The organism is Erwinia oleae (assembly GCF_000770305.1).
Lineage (GTDB): Bacteria > Pseudomonadota > Gammaproteobacteria > Enterobacterales > Enterobacteriaceae > Erwinia > Erwinia oleae.
Genome location: NZ_JNVB01000036.1, coordinates 1 through 21,582, shown reverse-complemented (window position 1 = coordinate 21,582; position 21,582 = coordinate 1). Strand labels below are relative to the sequence as shown.

Here is a 21,582-nt window from a genome sequence, read left to right as displayed (position 1 = left end):
CTCCTTATTTAATGATCAGACGGGCTGCCAGCGCGCACGCGTGACAGCGTCACGCCAGCCCTGCCAGGTCTGTTGCAGTTGATGATGACGCTCTGCCTCAGGAAGCCAGCTGTCGTGCTCAGGGAGCAGCAGCCTCAGTTGATTGTCGGTCAGGTGTTCAAGCGCACGGCGCGCCAGCAGGCCAGCGCCCAGCGCGGAGAGCTCCGGCGTGGCGCTGCGGGCGACCGGGCACCCAAGCAGGTCGGCCTGAAACTGCATCAGCCAGGCGTTTTGCGTCGGGCCGCCGTCCACCATCAGCCGGTCAAGATGAAAATCAGGATGCTGACGCATCGCCTCAATCACATCGGCGATTTGATAGGCAATCGCCTCCAGTGCCGCGCGGATCAGGTGCGCAGGCGTCACGCCCCGGCTCAATCCACAAATAACGCCGCGCGCGCGATCGTCCCACCATGGCGCGCCTAAGCCGGTCAGTGCGGGAACAAAATAGGTGCCAAGCGTTGACTCCACGCTGGCGGGCAGCTCGTGCAGGGCGCGGCTCAGCACCTGTCCTTTCCCGTCGGTCAGCCCGGTCGCCTGCGCCATCCAGGCAACGCCGTCGCCGGTGTGCGGAATGTTGCCCTCCAGCCCCCAGGTGATGCGCTCGCCGTCGCGCCAGGCAACGGTGGTGGCAAGCTGCGTCAATGAGGTGTCGGGCGTCAGCAGCGGCGCCATCACCGATGAGCCGGTGCCATAGGTGGTTTTTACCGCGCCGGGCAGACCCAGCCCGTGGCCGTACAGCGCCGCGTGGGAATCGCCGATCATCGCCATGATCGGCAGGCCGTCAGGAATGCCGCTCAGCCCTGAGGTAACGCCAAACAGCCCGGCGGACGGCAGGATTTGCGGCAGCGCGGCGCGCGGCAGACCAAACAGCGCCAGCATCTCGTCGTCCCAGTCGCCGGTTTGCAGGTTCAGGAGCTGGGTGCGGGAGGCGTTAGAGGTATCGCAGCGAAACTGTTTGCCGCCGGTCAAGTGCCACAGCAGCCAGGCGTCAAGGGTGCCCAGACAGATTTCGCCGCTGGCCGCACGCGCATAACCGTCGGGGAGGCTGTCCAGCAGCCAGCGCATTTTCGACGCGGAAAACAGCGGTGCTACCGGCAGCCCGGTAATGGCGCGAATCCGCGCTTCCTGTCGATCGTGTCGAAGCTGTTCGCACAGCGCAGCCGAACGGGCGCACTGCCAGCTCAGCGCCGGGCCGAGCGGAGCGGAGCTGGCGCGGTACCAGCCGATCGCCGTTTCGCGCTGGTTACTGATGGCAAGGCAGGCAACGCGGTTTTCACCGACATTCTGAATCACCTCGCGCAGCACGGTCAGCGACATGTTCAACAGCGTCATGCCCTCCTGTTCCACCCACCCCGGCTGCGGCGTGGAAACCGACAGCGGCCGCGAGGCTTTTGTCAGCACCGCACCGCGCCCGTCAATCGCCACCGCCTTCACATTGCTGGTGCCCTCGTCCAGAGCAATAATCAGATCTCTAGCCATGACTGACCTCAGACAACGGTGTGGCGGCCTGCTTTTTTTCGTGGCGACGCATCAGCACCACTTTACTTTGCAGACGCTGCTGGAACTGGTCGATCACCACGGCGGTAACAATAACCACCCCTTTGATGACCATCTGCCAGAAGTCGCTGACGCCCATCATCACCATGCCGTCGGCGAGGAACACAATCACAAAGGCTCCGATAATCGAACCGGAGACCCGCCCGCGTCCGCCCGCCAGCGCCGTGCCGCCGAGCACGGTCGCACCGATGGCGTCCATTTCAAACATGTTGCCGGTCATCGGGTGCGCGGTTTGCAACTGCGAGGCCACCACCAGCCCGACCAGCCCGGCACAGAGGCCGGAGAAGGCGTAGACAAACATTTTCACTTTAACAATCGGCACGCCCGCCAGTCGCGCGGCGGATTCATTACCGCCGCTGGCGTAGATATAGCGTCCCAGCGGCGTTTTACGGGTGATATAGAGGCCGAGCAGCAGAAAGCCGACCATCAGCCAGATGGGGAGATAGACGCCCAGCAGCCTCCCGGCGCCGAGAAAAGCGAAACCGGTGTTGCCGAGCGGCGCGAAGCCCACCAGATTGGCATAGGTGCCGCCGTCATTGAACAGCAGCGCCGCGCCGCGCGCGACGTACATCATGCCCAGCGTGCAGATAAAGGGCGCGACGCCGAGACGCGTGATTACCGCGCCGTTGATCAGGCCAATCACCACTCCACACAGCGTCACCACCAGGATCACTTCCGGCACGTTCAGAAAGAGCAGTTGGTCACCCCAGATGGGCAGGCCGTTGGTCAGTAGCGCACCGGCCACCATGCCGCAGATGCCCGCCACCGCACCCACCGAGAGGTCGATCCCGCCGGTAAGGATCACCAGCGTCATACCGATGGCCAGCAGGCCGGTAATGGCAACATGCTGCGTCATGATCAGCAGGTTTGATGGCGTCAGAAAGTTCGGCACCATGACGCTGAAAAAGCCGATCACGATGAGCAGCGCAATAAAGGTGCGCGCCTTGAGCAGATACATATAGAGCAGGTATTTCTGATTCATGTTTTTTCCTCACTGCCCGCCGGTGGCTGGCGCGATTAGTCGTGTGGCGTGGATGCGGCGATCAGCTTTTCGCGCGTGGCTTCTGCGCGGGTCAGGTCGGCGGTGATTTTTCCATCGGCCATCACCAGAATGCGATCGGCCAACGACATCACCTCGTCCAGTTCCGATGAGGAGAACATCACCGCCAGCCCTGCCTGCGCCATTGAACCAATCAGGTGGTAAACATCGGTTTTTGCGCCCACGTCAATGCCGCGGGTCGGTTCATCAAGCAGCACCACCTCAGGCGCGGTCATCAGCGCTTTTCCCAGCACCACCTTCTGCTGATTTCCGCCGCTCAGCGAGGTCACCGGCAGTTCGGCATCGCTGACCTTGATCGCCAGCCGGGCGATCATCTCGTCCACGCGCGCGGTCTCCTTTTGCGGATTCAGCCGCGCCAGCGCCCGGCGAAAGCCCTTCAGGCTGAGGTCGCTGAGCGTCATATTGCTTTTAATGGACATCATCTCCACCATCCCTTCGCCTTTGCGATCCTCCGGCACCAGCGCAATGCCCTTTTTCAGGCGACGCTGGAAGCCGCAGCGTTCAAGGCTTTCGCCGTTCAGCAGCACGCTGCCGCGCTCGCAGTGCATCAGGCCAATGATCCCTTTGAACAGTTCGGTTCGGCCGGCCCCCAGCAGGCCGTAAACGCCAATCACTTCGCCCTTACGCAGCGCAAAGCTGACATCGTTGAGCGTGTAGCCGCCGTTCTGCGCCAGCGCGGTCAGCCCGTTGACCTGAAGGACGGTTTCGCGCTGTTCGGCAGGCTGATAGTCAAAGTGTTTTTTCTTATCGCCCACCATCTGCTCAATAATCCAGGGTACGCTGGCGTCGCGCACTTCCCGCTCGGCGATGCGTCGCCCGTCGCGAAAAATGGTGATGCGATCGCCAATTTCCATCAGCTCCTCCAGCCGGTGAGAGATATAGATAATGGTGACGCCGCGCCGCTTCAGCGCGCCGATAATAGTGAACAGCACCTTCACCTCCGACTGACTGAGCGCTGAGGTCGGCTCGTCCATAATCAGCACGCGGGTGTCCTTTGACAGCGCCCGCGCAATCTCAACCAGTTGCTGATGACCAATGCCCAGTTCGCCAAGCGGCGCCAGCGGATCGACATCCAGTTCCAGCCGCTCAAGCAGCGCCTTCGCTAACTGATACTGATATTTTTCGTTAATCACCCCGTGCTGGAAAAACTCGTTACCGATGAAAATGTTGTCCATCACATTCATGTTCGGAAAAAGATTTAGCTCCTGGAAAATAATGCTGATGCCGTGCTTTTCCGCCTGCTGAGTGGAGGTCAGCGTCACCGGCTTGCCGTCCAGCAGGATCTGGCCCGAGGACGGTGTTTCCACACCCGCCAGCATCTTCATCATGGTGGACTTGCCCGCGCCGTTTTCACCAATCAGCACGTTGACCTGGTTACGCCAGACGCGGTAGCTGACGCTGTCCAGCGCGGTAACGCCCGGATAGATGCGCGAGACGTTGCGGGTTTCAATAATCACTTCATGACCGTCGGCGACCGGCGTCAGGTGTTCAGCTTCGCTCTGCACTGTTTTCACTCCTTACTGACGCACCACGCGCGCGGGCGTGATATCCGGTACGCTCTTCGGCACGTCCCAACTGCTGAACACGCCATCCACTTCCACGTTATCGCCCGATTTCGGCTGAAGTTTTTTCATGTCACTGGCCGCCAGGGTGTTGATCGCCTTGCCGTAATCGCCAAACAGCACCTGATCGTTAAAGTCCTGATAGCTCGCGCCTTTGTAAACGTCGCGCAGCGCCGTGCCGCGTATAATCGGCCCGGTCTGCACCACCACGCGCTGGCCGCTTTGATCCTGCACGGTCATTTTGCCGCTGCGCGAGGTGGCATTCACCGCCGTGACGCTGCCGCTGATCTTTACCGCGAAGACGCAGGGGTTTTCAGCCTGGCTGCGGTGACCGTACTGCTGGCAGGCGCTGTCGAAATCCTTCGCATCGGCGAGATTCTTCATCAGCTCGCCCAGCGGCCTGGCCTCCTGCTGCACCTGCGGCACAATTTTTTGCGACCAGGTGGCGTTGATATTGGCCATGTTGGGATTGGGCGGGTTTTTCAGTTCGGCTAACTCCTGCTGTGAAACGATGCGACAGCCGCCGAGCAGCAGCGCGGCCATTGCCAGCCAGACTCGCATGGACATAGGTTTTCTCCTTTGCGCCCCGGCAGGGGCGCTGCTCGGCCCGATTACGATTTGAAGTTAAAATCCTGTACCTTGCCGGCGTTTTCCTGGTCAATCAGAATGCCGCGGAACATTACGCGCTGCTTCTGCGGCTTAGCGCCCTTCTGAATAAAGTTATCGAGATCGATCACGCCCTGCGCCGCAATCGCCTGCGCCTGAAGCATCACCGTGGCCTTCAGCGTGCCGGCTTTCACCGCATCGCGCTCGTCGTTGCTGCCGTCAATCCCGACAACCGTCACATCGCTCCGTCCCGCCGCCTTCAGCGCCGCAATCGCGCCCAGCGCGACCGGGCCATTACCGCAGATCACCCCTTTCACATCCGGGTGCGCCTGTAAAATGCTGTCCATGATGCGTTTGCCATCAATCAGCGTGCCTTTGGCGTCCTGCTTCGCCACGCTCTGCATATCCGGATACTGATCCAGTACCTGATGGAAGGATTTGGAACGGGTCACGCAGTTGTTATCCGCCAGGTTACAGGTCAGCTCGGCGTATTTGCCCTTCTCGCCCATCTTTTCCACGAAGACGTTGGCAACGTCCGAGCCGGCCTGGAAGTTGTTGTGGGTGATCTGCTCAAGCGCCACGTCATCCACCGGGATTTCCCGGTTGATCAGCACCACCGGGATGCCCGCGTCTTTGGCCTTTTTAATGGCGGCGACGCTGGCGGAGGAGTCGGCGTTATCAAGCACGATGCCCTGCACCTTTTTACCAATAGCCGCGTCGATCAGTTCGCTCTGTTTTTTGACGTCCTCGCCGTGAGAAAGGACGGTGGTTTTGTAGCCCAGCTCCTGCGCCTTGACGTTGGCCCCTTTCGCTTCGGAAGCGTAATACGGGTTATCCAGCGAGTTAACGAGGATCATAATGGTGCCCTTTTCAGCGGCGATAGCGGCGTGCGAGAGGGCACACACCGCAGCAACGGCTGATAGCGTTAAACGCGTTTTCATAGAGGTTCTCTCACTGTTGTTATTGTGTGGGTACAGGGTGTTCGGGTTACCAGATAGTGAAACCTCCGTCGATCATCAGGTCGGCACCGGTGATCATGTCGCTGCCATTGCTGCAAAAGAACAGTACGGCAGCGGCAATTTCATCGGTATAAGCAAAGCGTCCCAGCGGGATCAGCTGCTTCATCGCTTCGCCTTTTTCACCGCGCCAGGCTTTTTCGCCCATTGGCGTCAGCACCACCGTGGGCGAGAGCGTATTCACGTTGATTTTGTGCGGCGCAAATTCCTTCGCCATCACCTTTGTCATGCCCAGCAGACCGGCCTTGGCGGAGGTGTAGGCAACGTGGTTATCAATGGCAATTGAGGCTGCCTGGGAGGCGATGTTGATGATCTTGCCGCCGCGCCCGGCGCTGACCATCCGTCTGGCCGCCGCCTGCGAACAGAGAAACGGCCCGGTCAGGTTGACGGCGATCTGCTTATGCCACTCGTCAATATCCGTTTCCAGCACCGGTTGCAGCATCACATAGCCAGCACAGTTGATCAGAATGTCGATCTGCCCGTAGCGGTGCTCAACGGCGGCAATCGCCTGTTCCACCGAGGTCGGATCGGTGACATCGCACTGAACAAACTGCACGCGCTCCGCATCAAAACGCGTTGCCGCTTCATCAGCCTTCGCTTGCTCAAAAGCGGGATAGAGCAGCGCCAGTCGCACGCCTTTCGCCAGCAGCATGTCGTTGCTGGCCATAGCGATGCCGCCCAGCCCGCCGGTCACCACCGCAACCTTGCCGCTCAGATCCTGTCCGCTGTCCACGCCGTAACGCAGACTGACATCGTATTCTTGACTCATTTCGGGCTCCTTATGCGGCGGCGGCGATGCCGCGCAGCGTGACGCGCAGGCCTGCCGCATCAATGCGGAACTGACCGCGAAGCGTTTCGCGACTGCTGCTGTGGGTAAATTCATACGCCGGGATGCCCAGCGGGATAAAACGCTGACGCAGACCGTGTTTGTGCAGCAGTTCGCCAATGATGCTGCTGAGGCCGCCGCTCAGCGAATGCTCTTCCATCACGATGACCTGGCGGTGCGCGGCAATCAGTTTGACCACTGCCGTTTCGTCCAGCGGCCAGAGCGACGGCAGCGAGACAATAGTGATGCCCTGCTCCTCTGCCGCCAGTGCCTCATGCGCCAGCGTGCCCAGGCAGAACACAATCGTCTCTTCTCCCGTCTGTAACACTTCCGGCTTGCCCGGTACAAACTGCCAGCTGTCATCGTGCAGCACCGGCAGTTTGTCGCTGTCCATACGGATATAGACCGGGCCGTTGTGCTGAATGGCGTAGCGCGTGATGGCGCTGGCCTGGACGGCGTCCGCCGGGGCGAAAATTTGCAGGTTGCCAAAGGTGCGGGCGTTAGCAATGTCGTTGGTGCAGTGATGCGTTGCGCCCAGCGGCCCGTAGGCGAAGCCGGCGTTAAGCCCGAGCATTTTGACGTTGGTTTCGGTATAGCAGATGTCATTTTTAACCTGCTCATTTGAGCGGGCAAAAAGAAACGGTGCCGCATTGGCGGTGAACACGGTGCGCCCGCTGAGCGCCACGCCAGCGGCCATACCCACCATGTTCTGCTCGGCAATGCCGACGTTAATCACCCGATCCGGAAAGGCTTTTTCAAAGGGCGCGATTTTTGACGTGGAAGTGGAATCCGCCACCATCACGCTGAGGTTTGCGCCATTCTGCTGCGCCTCCAGCAGCGTGGCGATAACGGCGTCGCGTAAATCTTTCATTGCTGTTCCTCCAGCTCTGCCAGCCCAATCGCCAGCTGTTCATCGTCGGGCACCCCGTGGTGCCAGGCCGGCACATTGGCCATAAATGAGATGCCGTGCCCTTTTTCGGTGTTGGCAAGGATCACTCGCGGTTTGCCCGCAGAAGGCCGGTTCACGGCGGCAAGAATGGCGTCGGGATCGTGGCCGTCGCACTCAATCACCTCAAAGCCAAACGCCAGCCATTTGTCGGCCAGCGGCTCAAGCGGCATGATCTCTTCGGTTTTGCCCGCCAGTTGCAGACGGTTCCGATCGACGATGGCGATGAGATTATCAAGACGAAACTTGCTGGCCGACATGGCCGCTTCCCAGTTGGACCCTTCTGCCAGTTCACCGTCGCCCAACAGCACAAACGCCCGGCGATGGCCCAGGCCGGAAAGCTTGTTTCCCAGCGCCAGCCCAACGCCAATCGGCAGCCCATGCCCCAATCCGCCGGAGTTGATCTCCACCAGTTCCGGCAGCTTCTGTCGAATCGGATGCCCTGCCAGCAGCGTGTCGTCGCCCATAAACTGATCGAGCACTTCCGGCGCGATCAGCCCCATCGCCGCCGCGCTACAGTAAAGCCCGCCTGCGCCGTGACCTTTCGACAGGATGAAGCGATCCTGATCCGGTCGTGCGGCCTGCCGATCCATCACTGCCATAAACAGCGTGCAAATAATATCCACTTCAGACAGATCTGCGCCCGTGTGGCCTTTACCTGCCCGATGATTCATTTGCAGCACGTAGCGCCGTGCCTGCCGCGCCGTCTGTCTGATTGTCTGAGAGTCCATCATTACCTCTTTGTCTGAAGAGCCGTCGAGCGGGTAGCAAACTGCATTTAATTTTCGAATAAAAATATACGCTATCGCTTTCCACTTATTTGTGGGGAAGATCAAATTTCGGACAAAAGAGATCGTATTTATTTAACACGCTGAAATTGTTATATAAAAAATAATATTCTTTATAATTGATTGAATTATCGCCTGATTACGTTCTGAAAAAGCCTGTTCTGACCAGTTTATATTTTCATTCGAAAGTAAATGCCATTTTCGTTTCAATTCGCTTTCCGGCACGCCGCAGAGTAATATTTGTCTCAGAAAGTGGGCGTGTGACGTTCCCGGCCGCAGCCGGGCAGAGGGAGTATTTCGGTTGAAAAACAAAAACGAGCAGTTTGCGGATATGCAACAGCGGCGGGAAAAGATTCTGGAGATGATTCGTGAGGACGGAACCGTCACCGTTAAGATGCTTACCGCAGCATTTGGTCTGACGGAAGCAACGATCAGAACCGACCTGCGGAATCTGCAAAAAGAGGGGTATGTTCAGCGTTATCACGGCGGCGCAACGCTGTCTACCGGCAAACAGAATACCGGCGCATTACTGCTTGAACGGCAAACTCACCTTGATGAGAAGCAGGCTATCGGCAGACTGGCTGCACAGCATATCGAAAATGGCGACACGGTGATTTTCGATTCAGGCACCACCACTACCGCTATTGCGCAACAGATCGGCCACATTCGCAAATTGTCGGTTGTCACTACGGCGGTCAATATCGCACTGATGCTTGGCGGCGAGCCCGGCATCAACATTTTGCTGACCGGCGGCACGTTTAAATTTCCCACGCTTTCCACCTCCGGAGAAAAGGCGGCCAGCTTTTTTGAAAACGTGCTGGCGGAGAAGCTGTTCCTCGCCACCGCCTGTATCTCGCCCCGCCTGGGGCTGAGCTTTCCAAGCGAAACCGATATTAAAGTGAAAAGCGCGATGATCAGGTCAGCGCGAACGGTATATGTGGTGGCGGATTCCAGCAAAATAGATAAGGTGTCCATGTTCGCGCTGCCGTGCGACTGGAGCAATATTCACTATCTCATCACCGATAATGGCATCACACCGGAGTCGGTGGCCGCGTTTGAAGCCCTTGGCGTCAATGTGCTGGTTGCCGGTGGGTGAACCGCAAGTCAACGCGGCAAAATAAAATTATTTTCGCTGCGTTACTCATGAATTTTATTACAGTTTTTTTCTGATTTTTCGTTCTCTGATCCGCGCGATGTCTCCATTTCCTGTTAACGAAACCGCTAATAGATTATGCTTCTTAATCAAATCGTCGCACGCGTTGCCCTGAAGGGTCTTAAAGCGCCTGAATGCGGGCTATTAACATGGAATCCGTCTGCCTGCAATGGTTCCCAATCTCAAATACGTAATGTAAACTAGCTATGGTTTTATCTTTTTGTAAACCTGAATAATTTTAATGTCGCCGCCCTGTTACTCTGCCGGGCGGCGGCAAAATATCAGGGTTTCGCCTTGGACAATAAGACTCACTGATGAAATTCACGAGGATCAATGTGAAAACGAGCATCGCGTTAACCCTGCTGGCCGTGTTGACTCTGGCCGGATGTAAGGCACCGCCGCCGCCGGTGACTGATGATACCGTCGTGACCAGTGAAGTCGATGGCGTTACGCTTACGCATCGTCATGCGGTTCAGGCGCCACAGACTTTCTCTCCTGTAAATGAAACCTATCGTGCGCTCTACAATGCGTCGGTGATGACCCGTCCGGATTTCAGCGGCAACGTTGTCCGTTATCTGGAGAACGGTAAGCCCTTTACCGTATTGGGTGAAGTGGAAAACCACTGGCTGGCCGTGGCCGAAACGGATCAGCAGGAACTCATCGGCTATGTGCCCTTCAAGGCAGGCGTAAAAGAAGACCTCTATGACGCGACGGTGCGCAACGATCGCCCTCGTCCGCGCAAGAGCGTTAAAAAAGTGTGCGTTGACGTGGGCGATAAAAGTAAAGCCTGCCGTAACAGCGACACCGCAACCTGGATTTTGGAGTAGCGTTTTCCCGCCCTTCCCGTTCCGGGATGGCGGGCATGCTTCGCCAACGGTATGGACATAGCAGTATCACTACTGCACTGAAGCGGAACTCAAAATAGCCTGATGACGCTGGAAAACGCCGCTGACGCGCCTCGCTCCGTCAGCCATGACAACCCGCTACTGACTGCCGCCGCGCCTTTGCTGAATGCCATTGTGCAGATCCGCCTGGCCGTGACGCATGACGACCCTGCCGGGCTGCGCCAGCAGCTTGTCGATGAGATGCGCCAGTTTGAAGCGCGCTGCAAGCAGGCCGGTCTGCCGTTTGATACGATCATCGGCGCGCGCTACTGCCTGTGTAGCGTGCTGGATGAAGCCGCCGCGCAAACGCCGTGGGGAACGCGCGGCATCTGGTCAGGAAATGGCCTGCTGGTCACCTTTCATAATGAAAGCTGGGGCGGCGAAAAAGTGTTTCAGCTCCTGTCGCGCGTTTCGCAAACGCCAGACCAGCATCTTTGGCTGCTTGAAATTATTCATTACTGCCTTCTGCTCGGCTATGAAGGCCGCTATCGTGGAATGGATCAGGGCCGTATTCAGCGCGACGCGCTGCGGAATCGACTCACTCAGCTCATTGCTGAAACGCGCGGCGCGCCGCTGCGCGAAACGGCAGTGGAGCCGCTTCATGACACGCTGCAAAATACCCTCTGGCGTCCGCCTGCTCCTCTCTGGGCCTGCTTTGCGGTGACGGCATTCGTTGCCGCTCTTCTCTATTCCGGTCTGAACTGGCGGTTAGGGAATGCCACCGAACCGCTGCTGCGCGCTATCTGGCAGATGCCGCTGCCGAAAACTGAAATCGCCGTCCGAACCAACGCCAGCCAGGCGCTGCTCGACCTGCGTCGTCGGCTAGGCGATCTCATCGCTTCGCGTCAGCTTGACGTGGCTGACGGCACAAACGGCAGCAAGGTGATCATTCAGGCTGATGCCCTCTATGCCAGCAACAGAAGCGATCTGTCGCCGCAGGGCAAGACGATTATTAACCGCGTTGCCGCCGCGATGGATGACAGCAAAGGGACGATTCAGGTCAGCGTCTATACCGATAATCAGCCGGTGCCTGACAATAACTTTGCCTCGAATTTTGAGTATTCACTGGCGCGGGCCCGTGCGGTCACGCTGCAAATGCGCGAGCAGATGGCGATGCCGGGCCATCTGTTCAGAAGCGAAGGACGCGGCGACAGCAATCCCCTGCTGCCTGACGACAGTGCAGAGAACCGGGCGCAAAACCGCCGGGTAGAAATCATTCTGTCACCGGCCCCGGTAATCGATGACAGTCACGCGGGGAAATCCTGATGCCCTCCACTTTTTATAATCTGTTTTTCAATCGCCTTCTGTGGGGATTTGTGGGCGTTACTGCCCTGTCGGCACTGGTCTGGCTTCTGGGGCCGCTGTTTTCGCTTGAGGGCGTTCACTGGCTTGAAAGCAGGCTCAACCGACAGATCGCCATTGGCATTTGCTACTTTGTGTGGATCTGTTTCCAGCTTATCCCGCAGCTTTACCGCGCCTGGTTCAACAGCAAACTGCTCACTAACCTGCAAACCAGCGGCGTTGACCACGCCGAGCAGGCCGCAACGGAAGATCTGCTGACCTCCCGCTTTACCGATGCGGCGATGATGCTGAAAAAACGCCATTTCCCTGCGCGCGGCAGAAAGAGAAACGGATGGTTGCAGCGATTTACGGCACAGTATCTCTATCAGCTGCCCTGGTACATGATTGTGGGCGCGCCCGGTGCCGGGAAAACCACGGCGCTGATCAACTCAGGGCTGGAGTTTCCCCTGAGCGAAACGCTGGGGAAAACTGCGCTGCGCGGCATTGGCGGGACGCGCCATTGCGACTGGTGGTTTACCGATGAGGCGGTACTGTTGGATACGGCGGGACGGTACACGCTTCAGGAGAGCCAGCGCGCACGCGACGCCGGCGAGTGGCACATGTTTATTAATCTGCTGAAGCGCTATCGCACCCGTCAGCCTATTAACGGCGTGATAATGACGATAAGCGTAGCCGACCTGCTTAGCGACTCCGCCGAGGTGCGCATTGCGCAGGCGCGTTCCCTGCGCCAGCGCATGGCGGAACTGCATCAGCAAACCGGTATCCATTTTCCCGTCTATGTGATGGTGACCAAAACCGATCTGCTGAAAGGCTTTATGAGCTATTTCGGGTCGCTGGATAAAGCTCAGCGCGACAAAATTTGGGGTTTCAGCTTTCCGTGGCACAACAAATTACAGAGCGGACAGGATCTCCACGCGCTGTTTGAGCAGCAGTTTCGCGCGCTGTCGGCCAGCCTGATGGATGATCTGCCGGAGCGGATGACCAAAGAAAGCGATTTGAGCCTGCGCGCGGACTGCTTCCTTTTCCCGCAGGAGTTTGCGTCGCTTCGCCCCCTGTTGGCGGAGTATCTCGACATCGTTTTCTCTCCGGAAAACGGTGAAATGCCCTGGGCGCCTCGCGGGCTGTTCTTCACCAGCGGCACTCAGGAAGGCCTGCCGTTTGACCGTATCATGGGAGATCTGACGCGTAAGCTCCAGCTGCCGCAGCAGGCAAACCACACCATTGCCAGCTGGGACAGCGTTCACCGCAATGCCCCCATCCCGGCGAACAGAGGCCACAGCTATTTTATTCGTGCCCTGCTGAGCGATATGATTTTCGCCGAGCGCAACCTGGCGGGCAGCGACCGCTCGTGGGAACACCGCAACCGGCTGATTCACTGGACAGGCTATGGCATCCTCGGCATCACGCTGCTTACCGCAGCAGGGCTGTGGACGACGAGCTATTTTAAAAATCAGCGCTATCTGCAACAGGTGGCGACCAGACTGCCGCCCGTTGAGCAGCAGGCGCGCCTGTTGACGCGTAATAACACCGGAAACATCCTGGATCTGCTACCCTTTCTGAATAGCCTGGTGGCTCTGCCGCAGAGTAACGGCTTCACGCTTGACGCGCCGCCGATCACCATGCGAGCGGGGCTGTATCGGGGCGAACAGATAGGTGGCGCCGCATGGAGTTTTTATCAGAACGCGTTGAAATCGCTGTTATTACCGCGCGTGGCGCAAACTATTACCGCTACGCTACGAAATGATAACGGCAGCGACAGTGAATTCAGTCGTAACGCACTACGCGCCTATCAAATGCTTTACCAGCCGCGGAGCTATGACGGCGAATTTTTACGTGGTTGGGTGATGCAAAATCTCCAGCGTTCCCTGCCCGCCAGCGTAACAACCAGCCAGCTTCAGCAGCTCGACTGGCATCTGAGCCAGTTGTTGGATCGTCAGATTCAGACCTCGCCCTTTGCACGGGACAATGGGCTGGTGGTGAAAAAGCTGTCTACGAACGCGGGCCAGCAACCTGCCTCTCAGCGATAATAATTTCAGGGCACTCATATCATTTACTCACCGATAAGGTCATCACGATGGCAGAGAAAAATGACCTGGGATGGTATGGCAAGTTGCCAGGGACGGGTGATTTTTTGCAGCGTCGGCTGCCAGAAAATATTGTCGCCAGCTGGTTTAACTGGTTCCAGTTGGGTCTTACCCACTGGCATCATCACAGCGACGGCATCAGCGTTGAGTTCAGCCGTGCACCGGTGTGGAACTTTGCGCTACCGGCGACGCTTGGCGTTCAGCGTGTGCAGATCGGCTGCATGCTGCCTTCACGGGATCGCGTGGGCCGTGCCTGGCCGTTGATTGCCCTACAGAGCGTGCCGGTAAGCCACTGGCATCCCGCTCAGCTGGCCGTGTCAGGAGAGTGGTTTCGCCAGCTCGGCGACGTGCTCTGCCAGGCCACTCAGCTTACCTGTACGGCGGAAGAGCTTGACAGCGCGCTGAAGGCGCTCACGCCGCTGGCGCTGCCGGATACCGGGCAGTCAGACATCATGGATATCATCGGTTATCAGGATCTGCCCTGCACGCTGGCGTGGCGCGAGGTCGCCGTCCGCTTCGATCCCACCCAGTACACCAGCTACTGGTGGACAAATCAAAGTGATGGCTATCCGCTGGCCAGCCATAAGCACAGCGGCAATTTAACTGCTCATTTATTTTCCCAGTTGTTCGATCCCGCTGCCGTCTCGCAGTCGGGTCGTCACGGACTCTATCCGCCCATGTTTGAATAGAGTTTTTCGGCCTGAATTTCAGGCCCTGGCTTCAGGAAAAGCGCATGCGATTTACCATTGTTGAAAGCAAAACCGAAGCACCTGATACCGTCTGTGAATTTGTCGCTCCCGGCGGCACCATTGGCCGTAGCGTTGACAATAACCTTGTCCTGCCCGATGAAGATCGGGCGATTTCCCGGTTGCAGGCCGTGGTGCATATTGCCGGTAACGGCGAATGCCGACTCACCAACCAGGGCAGCGTCAGCGCCGTTATCCATAACGGGGTTGCGCTGACACGCGGCAACCAGACGATATTACGTCATGGCGACGTGCTCGGTATTGGCGAGTATCGCATTGCGGTCAGCGATCCACTCGTTGCACAAGCCGCGCCTGAAGAGACGCTCGATCCGCTGGCCCTTTTTGATCCTGGCCTGAACGATCCGTTAGGCATTCTCACCGAGGAGGCGCCAATCCTGGTGCAGCCGATGGAGAGCGTAAGCGCGGAGCAACAGCAGGCGCGTACCGCCAGGCAAAATGAAGCCAGGCTGGGCATCGATCCTGTCGACTCTGAGGTGTCCACCGTGAATAGCGTCGCGGTACAGGGAAATGAACACCGTCTTATTGCGGCGCTGGTGGAAGGTATGGGCCTTGAACATGGCGGCGTCGCGCTGACTGAAGAGCAAATGCGCATGACCGGACGCATGCTGAGCCTGTTTTCACAGGGTACCGTCGCGCTGCTCTCTTCACGCTCCATACTGAAGCGCGGCGTTAAAGCCGAAATGACAATGATTCTGAACGAGGCCAATAATCCCTTCAAAATATTACCGTCAGGCAAGACGGTGCTGATGCAGATCTATCAAAGCCAGATGCCTGGTTTTATGCCTGCCGAACAGGCTGTCAGGGACGCGATGGTCGATTTGCAGGCGCACCAGTTAGGCATGATCGCCGGTATTCGCGCCATTATCGCCGCCATGCTGCAATCTTTTAACCCGCAGCGCCTGGAAGATAACGCAAAGCGTGACGGAATTCTGCCGCGTTTTGCGTTCAGCGCGGGTAAAAAGGCCGCGCTGTGGGACTATTTTTTGCGCCATTATCAGCAGACCTCTGGTGAAATTGAAGACGATTTTCATACGCTCTTCGGCGAGGCCTTTTTGAAGGCTTACGATATGGAAGTTCATCAGTACAAAGACTCACAAATCAGGCCGGATGAAGAATGAATATAAATTTTGCTTCAACGTCGCAAATTGGCGCGCGCGAAAGTAATCAGGACAGAACCGGTACTCTGCTGGGCAACGCCAGCGCCTGTTTTCTGGTGTGTGACGGCGTGGCGGGCGATGCCGGCGGTGACATGGCCGCCCAGCTTGCCCGCGATGCGCTGCTCGCCGAACTGCACGACGATATGCCCATTGAACCTGGCGAAACGGCAAAATGGATCGCCGTGGCGGAAAATGCCATCCGTGACATGCAGAGGAATAATCTGAATTTGAAGCGCATGAGCACCACCCTGGCGGCGCTGTTTATTGACCGCAACGAACAGCGCTCATGGTGGGCCCACGCTGGCGATAGCCGCGTTTATCACTTCCGCCGCGGGTTTATTCATGCCGTCACCCGCGACCACAGTCTTGCTCAGCAGATGCGCGATGCGGGATATGAAAATACCGGAATTAACAGTAATTTACTTTATACTGCTCTCGGCGCGGAAGGAAGCCAGTCCGTCAGCTACAGCGACGTGGTTCAACTGGAAGACGGCGACGCTTTTCTGGTCTGTACCGACGGCTTCTGGTCCAGCCTCAGCGAGCAGGAGATGGAGCAGGCGCTGCGCATGGTCAACTCGCCGCAGGAGTGGCTGGCGCTGATGCAGGACGCGATCGATCGTAGCGATAAAAAAGATAATTTAAGTGCTGTGGCGGTTTGGGTAGGCTCGCCACAGGAGACCACTCTGTTTCAATCCACAGCGGATTCGGCTCGCTTTTTGCCGCCGCGGGATTAACGCCAAGGAACCTTATGAAATACTGGTTGCCCGCCACTGCACTCATGATGTTTGCTTCTGCCGTTCAGGCGGAAGATTATCGCGTGGTTTACTCTCCCAGCCTGGCGCTGGAAGTGTTCATTGATGGCGTCAGCAGTAAAGCGCCGCAGGATTGGTGTCAGGAAAATATTCATCTGCGCATTGTCTCCGGCAAAAGTAAAGAGTCCAGCGTGCTGGTCTCTTTCCTGCCTCGCGTGGGCAATTTGCTCCTGAATCAGTGCGGTAAGCTGGTGGAGCTTCCCTGGCAGATGACCAACGACCAGGGAACGGTGCTGGCAACGGGCACCGCCGCCAAAGAGCAGCGCTGGCATCCGATTGTTATCGCTGACTCAACGGCAGCCGCCACGGAAAGCAACGCGGCCCCTCTCGACCTCTCTCAACCGGCCAACAGCGATCCTTTACAGCATTTCGACCTGCCGGGCGGTTGCCATTTCCGCACCTGGTGGGACAAAAACGGCCAGTCGCTGTTTATTCCGGAAGGCAAAGGCCTGAGCTGTTCTACCGAAGGCTGGCTGGAAGGCAGCACCGAATTGACGCTCTCAACGGACGGTAAAGCGCAGCCGGTCGCGGTACAATTTTACGAAGGCTACCCACTGCGCAATATTAAGCAGGTAGCCGGTGCGCTGGAGATCGTCACCGCGAATAATCAGCGTCTTGTGGTGACCAAAGCGGATGCCAAAGAGAGCTGGCTGGTGTTGCCCTTCAACGCGTCGCTGCACGTGTGGTCTTTTGACGGTACGCTACTGGTGAAAATGAGCCGCAGCGAAGCCGCCGACGCCGACGCGCTAAAAAACCGCATTGAAGCGCTGAGAAATGTCTGGTCTGCGGTTGTCAGCCCACAAATAAAAATTACCGTGCTGCTGGTAGACGATCTTCATGAAGATTTGGCCGATCCGGCAATTGGCGCCTGGCGCACCGTTAACTAGCCCTGCATACAGAGAGTGGTTATTATGTCGGCAAATGACAACGCAAAAAATCTGCCCAATACCCTTCCGGCAGGCTATCGCTTTAACGAGTTTGAGATAAAAGAAGTCATTGGCGGTGGCGGTTTTGGCATCGTCTATCGCGCATGGGATCACCTTCTCGAACGCACCATCGCCATCAAGGAATATCTTCCCGTGTCGCTGGCCTCGCGGGCGGAGGATATGTCGATAACGCTGCGAAGCGAACGTCACCAGCGGCTCTTCTCCGCAGGCAAAAACAGCTTTATTAAAGAGGCGCGCCTGCTGGCCCGTTTCACGCATCCCGGTCTGCTGCACGTCCTGCGTTTTTGGGAAGAGAACGGCACGGCGTACATGGGTACGCTCTATTACAGCGGCATGACGCTTAAAGAGTGGCAACAGAACAGCGCGCAGCCGATTGACGACGCCTGGATCCGCCAGCTGCTGCCGCCGCTGTTCGGCGCGATTGGCACCATTCATCAGGCTGGCTACCTGCACCGGGACATTTCGCTGGACAACATCCAGATTCAGGAGAACCAGCTACCGGTGCTGCTGGATTTCGGCTCGGCACGCAAAGAGATTGGCAACCTTTCCGATCAAACGGAAATCATGCTCAAGCCCGGCTATGCGCCCATTGAGCAGTACAGCGAAGAGAGCGACAGCGAACAGGGGCCGTGGACGGACATCTATGCGCTGGGTGCCGTTCTGCATACGCTGGTCACCGGCAGCCCGCCGCCGGTGAGCGTGGTGCGCTGTATCGAAGATCGCTATCAGCCGCTGACCCAGCTTCGGCCGGAAGGCTTTTCGCTGTCGCTGCTTAACGCTATCGATCGGTCGCTGATGATGAAGCCGCACGATCGTCCGCAGTCCATTGATGAACTCGCCGCCCTTATCGATCTGCCGGTTTCAACGGTGGAGGAACTGGTGGTTGGCACCACAGCCATGCTGCACAGGGAAGAGGTGCCGGAACCCGCGCCCGAACCTGATGAGCCGGTTGCGCTGGCGGTTAATCCCGCTGCGGGCACCGCTGAACTCGTCACGCCGCGCCGCGCGCGCAGGCTGTCGATGCCTTTAGCGCTGTTGAGCGGCATCGCCGTGCTGGCCATTATTGGCCTGGTGGTGATACTGAACCAGCGGGACGCGCAGCAGTCTGCCGATACGGCGCCCGCTGCCGCTTCCGGCCAGGCGGAGGTGGCTCCCGCCACCAGCACTGCGCCCATGATGGCCACGGTTTATCTCAAACTGACTAACGAAGAAACGGTGCTGCTCAACGGCACGCCGGTAGACGTCAAACCGAATAACAGCGGCTATGCGTCACTGAACCTGGCGGCGGGAAGTTACAAGATTGCGGTACAGTCCGGTAATGATATTTACAGCCAGCAGCTGGAGATCAATAAACCCGGCACCTGGCTGATTAATCCGGGGCTGTAATATAAAGTGGGAGGCTATCCCACCATGCCGTTATGACACTGCTGAAGATCGCGTACGCGCTGCACCAGATCGGTCAGGCAGTCGTCATACAGTCCACGTTTCTGCAATGCCTGCTCCAGCGCAAACAGATAATGTGCATTGGTGCCGAGCGGCCCACTCGCCTGGGCAATCAGCGGCGCAATGGTATTCGGGCAGGAATCGGCTTCATAGAGCGGATGACGCGGGTCCATCACAAATACCATCGCCGTTACCGTTCGACCATCGGCCAGCGCCAGATCGCACCACGTCGGCAGGTAGCAGCCGGTGACCATCTCCCGCTTCCACAAAAGCTCCAGCTCTTCATACAGCTGCGCTTCCGGAAGGCGGAAAGCCAACCCGGTGGTTTTACCGCCCTCTTTCAGCGCCAGCATTCTTCCCGGCCGGGTCGCGGTGCCGCGTCCGGCTGTCAGCCGCAGACAAAATGCGCGGTGCCAGCCATCCAGCGTCCCTTCCGCCACCTCTTCTGATTCAAAAACGGGATTCCACATCAGGGAACCGTAGCCAAAAACCCATACAGGACTGTTATCGGGACGACAGGCAAGCGTTGCGGCCAGCGAAGCCGCGCGTTGTTCACAGGTCCACAGCAACGATTCCTCAATAGCGCCGAATGCCGTTTTACAGTCCGCCTTTAATAAGAAATCTCGTGTCAACATAGACCTTCCCCCGTTACCCACTGCGTTCCCTGACAAAACTCCCCATCCCTGTAATCAATGCATGACATTTATCGCTTCGTTATCAATAACGACCCTATGCGATCGCGGGCCGTCAATCAAGTTTGATACGCGTCACAAAAGTAAAAATTTTACTTAATTGATCATCGGCAGCGTTGGAGAAAACTTCAGGGAGTGTGGAGGCAGAAGCAGGTAAACGCACAAGGCGGGTATAGAAATGGTCTGACAGGGCGCACCACGCGCCCCATTAATCCGTTATTTTTGGTGCCATTTGTCGTCGTCGCCCTTCTGGTATTTACTTTTTACCGCTGACCAGGCAACTTTGTGGGCGACTTCTTCTCGTGACTCATCGCCACGGCGGTCTTTCTTCTCTTTATACTCATCCCAGGCGCTGTTAAACGCTTCTTTATAAATATCCTGCGCGTGAGCGGGAAGGACGTTAGTGACGCTGTCAGGTAAGGATGAACGGGAACGGTACGGCATAGTGACCTCCGGATTAATGACTTTATAAAAGCATGGTGCAAAAATGCCTGGTTCGCCAACGATCCCTTACCCGGACTCCAGTGAAAAAAATCGTGATAACGCTGATTTCACCACGTTCTCAGGGATTTTAAAGTTGATAAAAGCAGTATTGATTATGAATAAATATTAATAAATAACTTAAAAATCAATAATATAAATAACAATAAGTGATTTAAACACTTTTCGAAGAAGAAAAATAACCAAGCCGTAAAATTACGTAAAAATGAATGAATTTGTTTACGACTTTCCGTAAGATGCCTTATTCGATTCGACTGTTATCTTTTATTACAGGACGTAAATATCGCTTCGCTCAACCTGATGACCCTACAGAAGGAAATACGCCATGACGCATGAAGGTGGCAAAACGCGCCACACCGAGTATTCTCTCTTTTTGCCCCTTGCCGCACTGGCTATTCTGTGGTTCTGGGGCGCTTCCGGCTCTTTTCCGGTCATCATCAGCATTAACCTGCTGGCGCTGGTGGCGATCCTGAGCAGCGCATTCAGCGTGGTGCGTCATGCGGACGTGCTGGCCCATCGTTTAGGCGAGCCTTACGGTTCTCTGATTTTAAGTCTTTCGGTTGTCATTCTTGAAGTCAGCCTGATTTCAGCGCTGATGGCAACGGGCGACGCCGCTCCCGCGCTGATGCGCGACACGCTGTACTCCATTATCATGATTGTGACCTGCGGTCTGGTGGGCGCGGCATTGCTGATGGGCGGCCAGAAGTTTGCCACGCAGTACGTCAACCTGGCGGGCGTTAAGCAATATCTGATCGCGATATTTCCCCTGGGCGTGCTGGTGCTTATCTTCCCCAATGCATTGCCAGGCGGCAACTTCACCACCATGCAGGCGCTGCTGATTTCCGCCATTTCGGCGGCGATGTATGGCGTTTTCCTGTTGATCCAAACCAAAACCCATCAGAGCCTGTTTGTCTATGAGCATGAAGACGATGGCGACGATCCGCATCATGGCAAACCCTCTGCGCACTCCAGCCTGCGGCACACCCTCTGGCTGCTGGTGCATCTGATTGCGGTGATTGCCGTGACAAAAATGAACGCTGTGACGCTGGAATCGCTGCTGACCGAGCTGAATGCGCCCGCGCAGTTTACCGGTTTCCTGGTGGCGCTGCTCATTCTCTCCCCTGAAGGGCTGGGCGCCATTAAGGCAGTGCTCGCCAATCAGGTCCAGCGCGCAATGAACCTCTTTTTTGGCTCGGTGCTGGCCACCATCTCGCTGACCGTGCCTGCCGTTACCCTTATCGCCACCCTCACCGGTCAGCAGCTCATTTTTGGTCTTGAGCCGCCGCAGATGGTGGTGATGCTCGCCGCGCTGTTGCTGTGTCAGATCTCCTTCTCAACGGGCAGAACCAACGTGCTGAATGGCGCAGCGCATCTGGCGCTGTTTATCGGTTATCTGATGACAATTATGCTGTAGCGAAGGGTATCGTGCAGAAAGGGAAA

Annotated in this window: 20 protein-coding genes; 10 read left to right on the top strand and 10 right to left on the bottom strand. The window is 57.2% G+C overall.

Translation table 11 applies throughout. The features are described 5' to 3' along the window. Nucleotides 1-15: 15 nt before the first annotated feature. Genes GS12_RS12725 through GS12_RS12690 form a run of 8 tightly spaced genes read right to left on the bottom strand, consistent with a single transcriptional unit; the run spans nt 16 to nt 8,343 of the window. Complete coding sequence (locus GS12_RS12725) at nt 16-1,518, bottom strand: FGGY family carbohydrate kinase (protein ID WP_034947550.1); 1,503 nt, start codon at nt 1,516-1,518, stop codon at nt 16-18. Further along, on the bottom strand, nt 1,511-2,578 hold the full coding sequence (locus tag GS12_RS12720) for an ABC transporter permease (RefSeq protein WP_034947547.1): 1,068 nt from the start codon (nt 2,576-2,578) through the stop codon (nt 1,511-1,513). The genes GS12_RS12725 and GS12_RS12720 overlap by 8 nt, the downstream gene beginning before the upstream one ends. A gap of 35 nt (nt 2,579-2,613) precedes the next feature. Continuing rightward, nucleotides 2,614-4,161 carry a sugar ABC transporter ATP-binding protein gene (locus GS12_RS12715; RefSeq protein WP_235421152.1) on the bottom strand — a complete coding sequence of 516 codons (1,548 nt, stop codon included), beginning with the start codon at nt 4,159-4,161 and terminating at the stop codon, nt 2,614-2,616. A gap of 12 nt (nt 4,162-4,173) precedes the next feature. Further along, on the bottom strand, nt 4,174-4,785 hold the full coding sequence (locus tag GS12_RS12710; protein ID WP_034947544.1) for a DUF2291 family protein: 612 nt from the start codon (nt 4,783-4,785) through the stop codon (nt 4,174-4,176). A 44-nt stretch (nt 4,786-4,829) separates the two neighbouring features. Further along, nucleotides 4,830-5,765, bottom strand: coding sequence for a D-ribose ABC transporter substrate-binding protein (locus GS12_RS12705; RefSeq protein ID WP_034947541.1), 936 nt, complete (start codon nt 5,763-5,765; stop codon nt 4,830-4,832). 46 nt (nt 5,766-5,811) lie between these two features. Continuing rightward, nucleotides 5,812-6,609 carry a GolD/DthD family dehydrogenase gene (locus GS12_RS12700; RefSeq protein ID WP_034947538.1) on the bottom strand — a complete coding sequence of 266 codons (798 nt, stop codon included), beginning with the start codon at nt 6,607-6,609 and terminating at the stop codon, nt 5,812-5,814. 10 nt (nt 6,610-6,619) lie between these two features. After that, on the bottom strand, nt 6,620-7,537 hold the full coding sequence (locus GS12_RS12695) for a transketolase family protein (protein WP_034914375.1): 918 nt from the start codon (nt 7,535-7,537) through the stop codon (nt 6,620-6,622). Further along, a complete protein-coding gene (locus GS12_RS12690; protein ID WP_034947592.1) occupies nt 7,534-8,343 on the bottom strand; it encodes a transketolase in 810 nt (269 codons plus the stop codon). Before GS12_RS12690 ends, GS12_RS12695 begins: the two co-directional genes overlap by 4 nt. A gap of 358 nt (nt 8,344-8,701) precedes the next feature. Here GS12_RS12690 and GS12_RS12685 point away from each other — a divergent pair, with 358 nt between their 5' ends. From GS12_RS12685 to GS12_RS12645, 9 genes are all read left to right on the top strand, one after another. After that, nucleotides 8,702-9,496: a DeoR/GlpR family DNA-binding transcription regulator gene (locus tag GS12_RS12685; protein WP_034947535.1), complete on the top strand. Its 795-nt coding sequence runs from the start codon at nt 8,702-8,704 to the stop codon at nt 9,494-9,496. Between the two features lie 371 nt (nt 9,497-9,867). Continuing rightward, nucleotides 9,868-10,380 carry an SH3 domain-containing protein gene (locus GS12_RS12680; RefSeq protein WP_034947533.1) on the top strand — a complete coding sequence of 171 codons (513 nt, stop codon included), beginning with the start codon at nt 9,868-9,870 and terminating at the stop codon, nt 10,378-10,380. Between the two features lie 102 nt (nt 10,381-10,482). Further along, on the top strand, nt 10,483-11,703 hold the full coding sequence (gene icmH / locus GS12_RS12675) for a type IVB secretion system protein IcmH/DotU (RefSeq protein WP_034947530.1): 1,221 nt from the start codon (nt 10,483-10,485) through the stop codon (nt 11,701-11,703). Beyond that, nucleotides 11,703-13,766, top strand: a complete 2,064-nt coding sequence (gene tssM / locus GS12_RS12670) for a type VI secretion system membrane subunit TssM (RefSeq protein WP_052118447.1) — start codon at nt 11,703-11,705, stop codon at nt 13,764-13,766. Before icmH ends, tssM begins: the two co-directional genes overlap by 1 nt. A gap of 47 nt (nt 13,767-13,813) precedes the next feature. Further along, nucleotides 13,814-14,512: a type VI secretion system-associated protein TagF gene (gene tagF / locus GS12_RS12665; RefSeq protein ID WP_034947528.1), complete on the top strand. Its 699-nt coding sequence runs from the start codon at nt 13,814-13,816 to the stop codon at nt 14,510-14,512. Between the two features lie 44 nt (nt 14,513-14,556). Next, nucleotides 14,557-15,708 carry a type VI secretion system-associated FHA domain protein TagH gene (gene tagH / locus GS12_RS12660; protein ID WP_034947525.1) on the top strand — a complete coding sequence of 384 codons (1,152 nt, stop codon included), beginning with the start codon at nt 14,557-14,559 and terminating at the stop codon, nt 15,706-15,708. Further along, entirely contained in the window at nt 15,705-16,481 is a 777-nt protein-coding gene (locus tag GS12_RS12655) for a PP2C family protein-serine/threonine phosphatase (protein WP_034947522.1), read from the top strand. Before tagH ends, GS12_RS12655 begins: the two co-directional genes overlap by 4 nt. Nucleotides 16,482-16,495: 14 nt before the next feature. Further along, nucleotides 16,496-17,446, top strand: coding sequence for a hypothetical protein (locus GS12_RS12650; RefSeq protein ID WP_034947520.1), 951 nt, complete (start codon nt 16,496-16,498; stop codon nt 17,444-17,446). Between the two features lie 24 nt (nt 17,447-17,470). Next, the gene (locus GS12_RS12645; RefSeq protein ID WP_034947518.1) at nt 17,471-18,892 is read left to right on the top strand and encodes a serine/threonine protein kinase; all 1,422 of its coding nucleotides are present in this window, start codon (nt 17,471-17,473) and stop codon (nt 18,890-18,892) included. Nucleotides 18,893-18,906: 14 nt separating this feature from the next. Here the strand turns inward: GS12_RS12645 and GS12_RS12640 are convergent, their stop codons facing one another. Together GS12_RS12640 and chaB are read right to left on the bottom strand one after the other, a co-directional pair. After that, a complete protein-coding gene (locus GS12_RS12640) occupies nt 18,907-19,584 on the bottom strand; it encodes a gamma-glutamylcyclotransferase (protein WP_034914357.1) in 678 nt (225 codons plus the stop codon). Nucleotides 19,585-19,857: 273 nt separating this feature from the next. Continuing rightward, a complete protein-coding gene (gene chaB, locus GS12_RS12635; protein WP_034914354.1) occupies nt 19,858-20,085 on the bottom strand; it encodes a putative cation transport regulator ChaB in 228 nt (75 codons plus the stop codon). Nucleotides 20,086-20,467: 382 nt separating this feature from the next. On the opposite strand from chaB, the gene chaA reads away from it, so the two are divergent. After that, nucleotides 20,468-21,556, top strand: a complete 1,089-nt coding sequence (gene chaA / locus GS12_RS12630) for a sodium-potassium/proton antiporter ChaA (protein WP_034947515.1) — start codon at nt 20,468-20,470, stop codon at nt 21,554-21,556. Nucleotides 21,557-21,582: the final 26 nt, after the last annotated feature.

Bases quoted from the DNA above. Each gene is read 5' to 3' on its own strand.
- GS12_RS12725 (WP_034947550.1), bottom strand. From the start codon at position 1,518: ATGGCTAGAGATCTGATTATTGCTCTGGACGAGGGCACCAGCAATGTG.
- GS12_RS12720 (WP_034947547.1), bottom strand. From the start codon at position 2,578: ATGAATCAGAAATACCTGCTCTATATGTATCTGCTCAAGGCGCGCACC.
- GS12_RS12710 (WP_034947544.1), bottom strand. From the start codon at position 4,785: ATGTCCATGCGAGTCTGGCTGGCAATGGCCGCGCTGCTGCTCGGCGGC.
- GS12_RS12705 (WP_034947541.1), bottom strand. From the start codon at position 5,765: ATGAAAACGCGTTTAACGCTATCAGCCGTTGCTGCGGTGTGTGCCCTC.
- GS12_RS12700 (WP_034947538.1), bottom strand. From the start codon at position 6,609: ATGAGTCAAGAATACGATGTCAGTCTGCGTTACGGCGTGGACAGCGGA.
- GS12_RS12695 (WP_034914375.1), bottom strand. From the start codon at position 7,537: ATGAAAGATTTACGCGACGCCGTTATCGCCACGCTGCTGGAGGCGCAG.
- GS12_RS12690 (WP_034947592.1), bottom strand. From the start codon at position 8,343: ATGGACTCTCAGACAATCAGACAGACGGCGCGGCAGGCACGGCGCTAC.
- GS12_RS12680 (WP_034947533.1), top strand. From the start codon at position 9,868: ATGAAATTCACGAGGATCAATGTGAAAACGAGCATCGCGTTAACCCTG.
- icmH (WP_034947530.1), top strand. From the start codon at position 10,483: ATGACGCTGGAAAACGCCGCTGACGCGCCTCGCTCCGTCAGCCATGAC.
- tssM (WP_052118447.1), top strand. From the start codon at position 11,703: ATGCCCTCCACTTTTTATAATCTGTTTTTCAATCGCCTTCTGTGGGGA.
- tagF (WP_034947528.1), top strand. From the start codon at position 13,814: ATGGCAGAGAAAAATGACCTGGGATGGTATGGCAAGTTGCCAGGGACG.
- tagH (WP_034947525.1), top strand. From the start codon at position 14,557: ATGCGATTTACCATTGTTGAAAGCAAAACCGAAGCACCTGATACCGTC.
- GS12_RS12655 (WP_034947522.1), top strand. From the start codon at position 15,705: ATGAATATAAATTTTGCTTCAACGTCGCAAATTGGCGCGCGCGAAAGT.
- GS12_RS12650 (WP_034947520.1), top strand. From the start codon at position 16,496: ATGAAATACTGGTTGCCCGCCACTGCACTCATGATGTTTGCTTCTGCC.
- GS12_RS12645 (WP_034947518.1), top strand. From the start codon at position 17,471: ATGTCGGCAAATGACAACGCAAAAAATCTGCCCAATACCCTTCCGGCA.
- GS12_RS12640 (WP_034914357.1), bottom strand. From the start codon at position 19,584: ATGTTGACACGAGATTTCTTATTAAAGGCGGACTGTAAAACGGCATTC.
- chaB (WP_034914354.1), bottom strand. From the start codon at position 20,085: ATGCCGTACCGTTCCCGTTCATCCTTACCTGACAGCGTCACTAACGTC.
- chaA (WP_034947515.1), top strand. From the start codon at position 20,468: ATGACGCATGAAGGTGGCAAAACGCGCCACACCGAGTATTCTCTCTTT.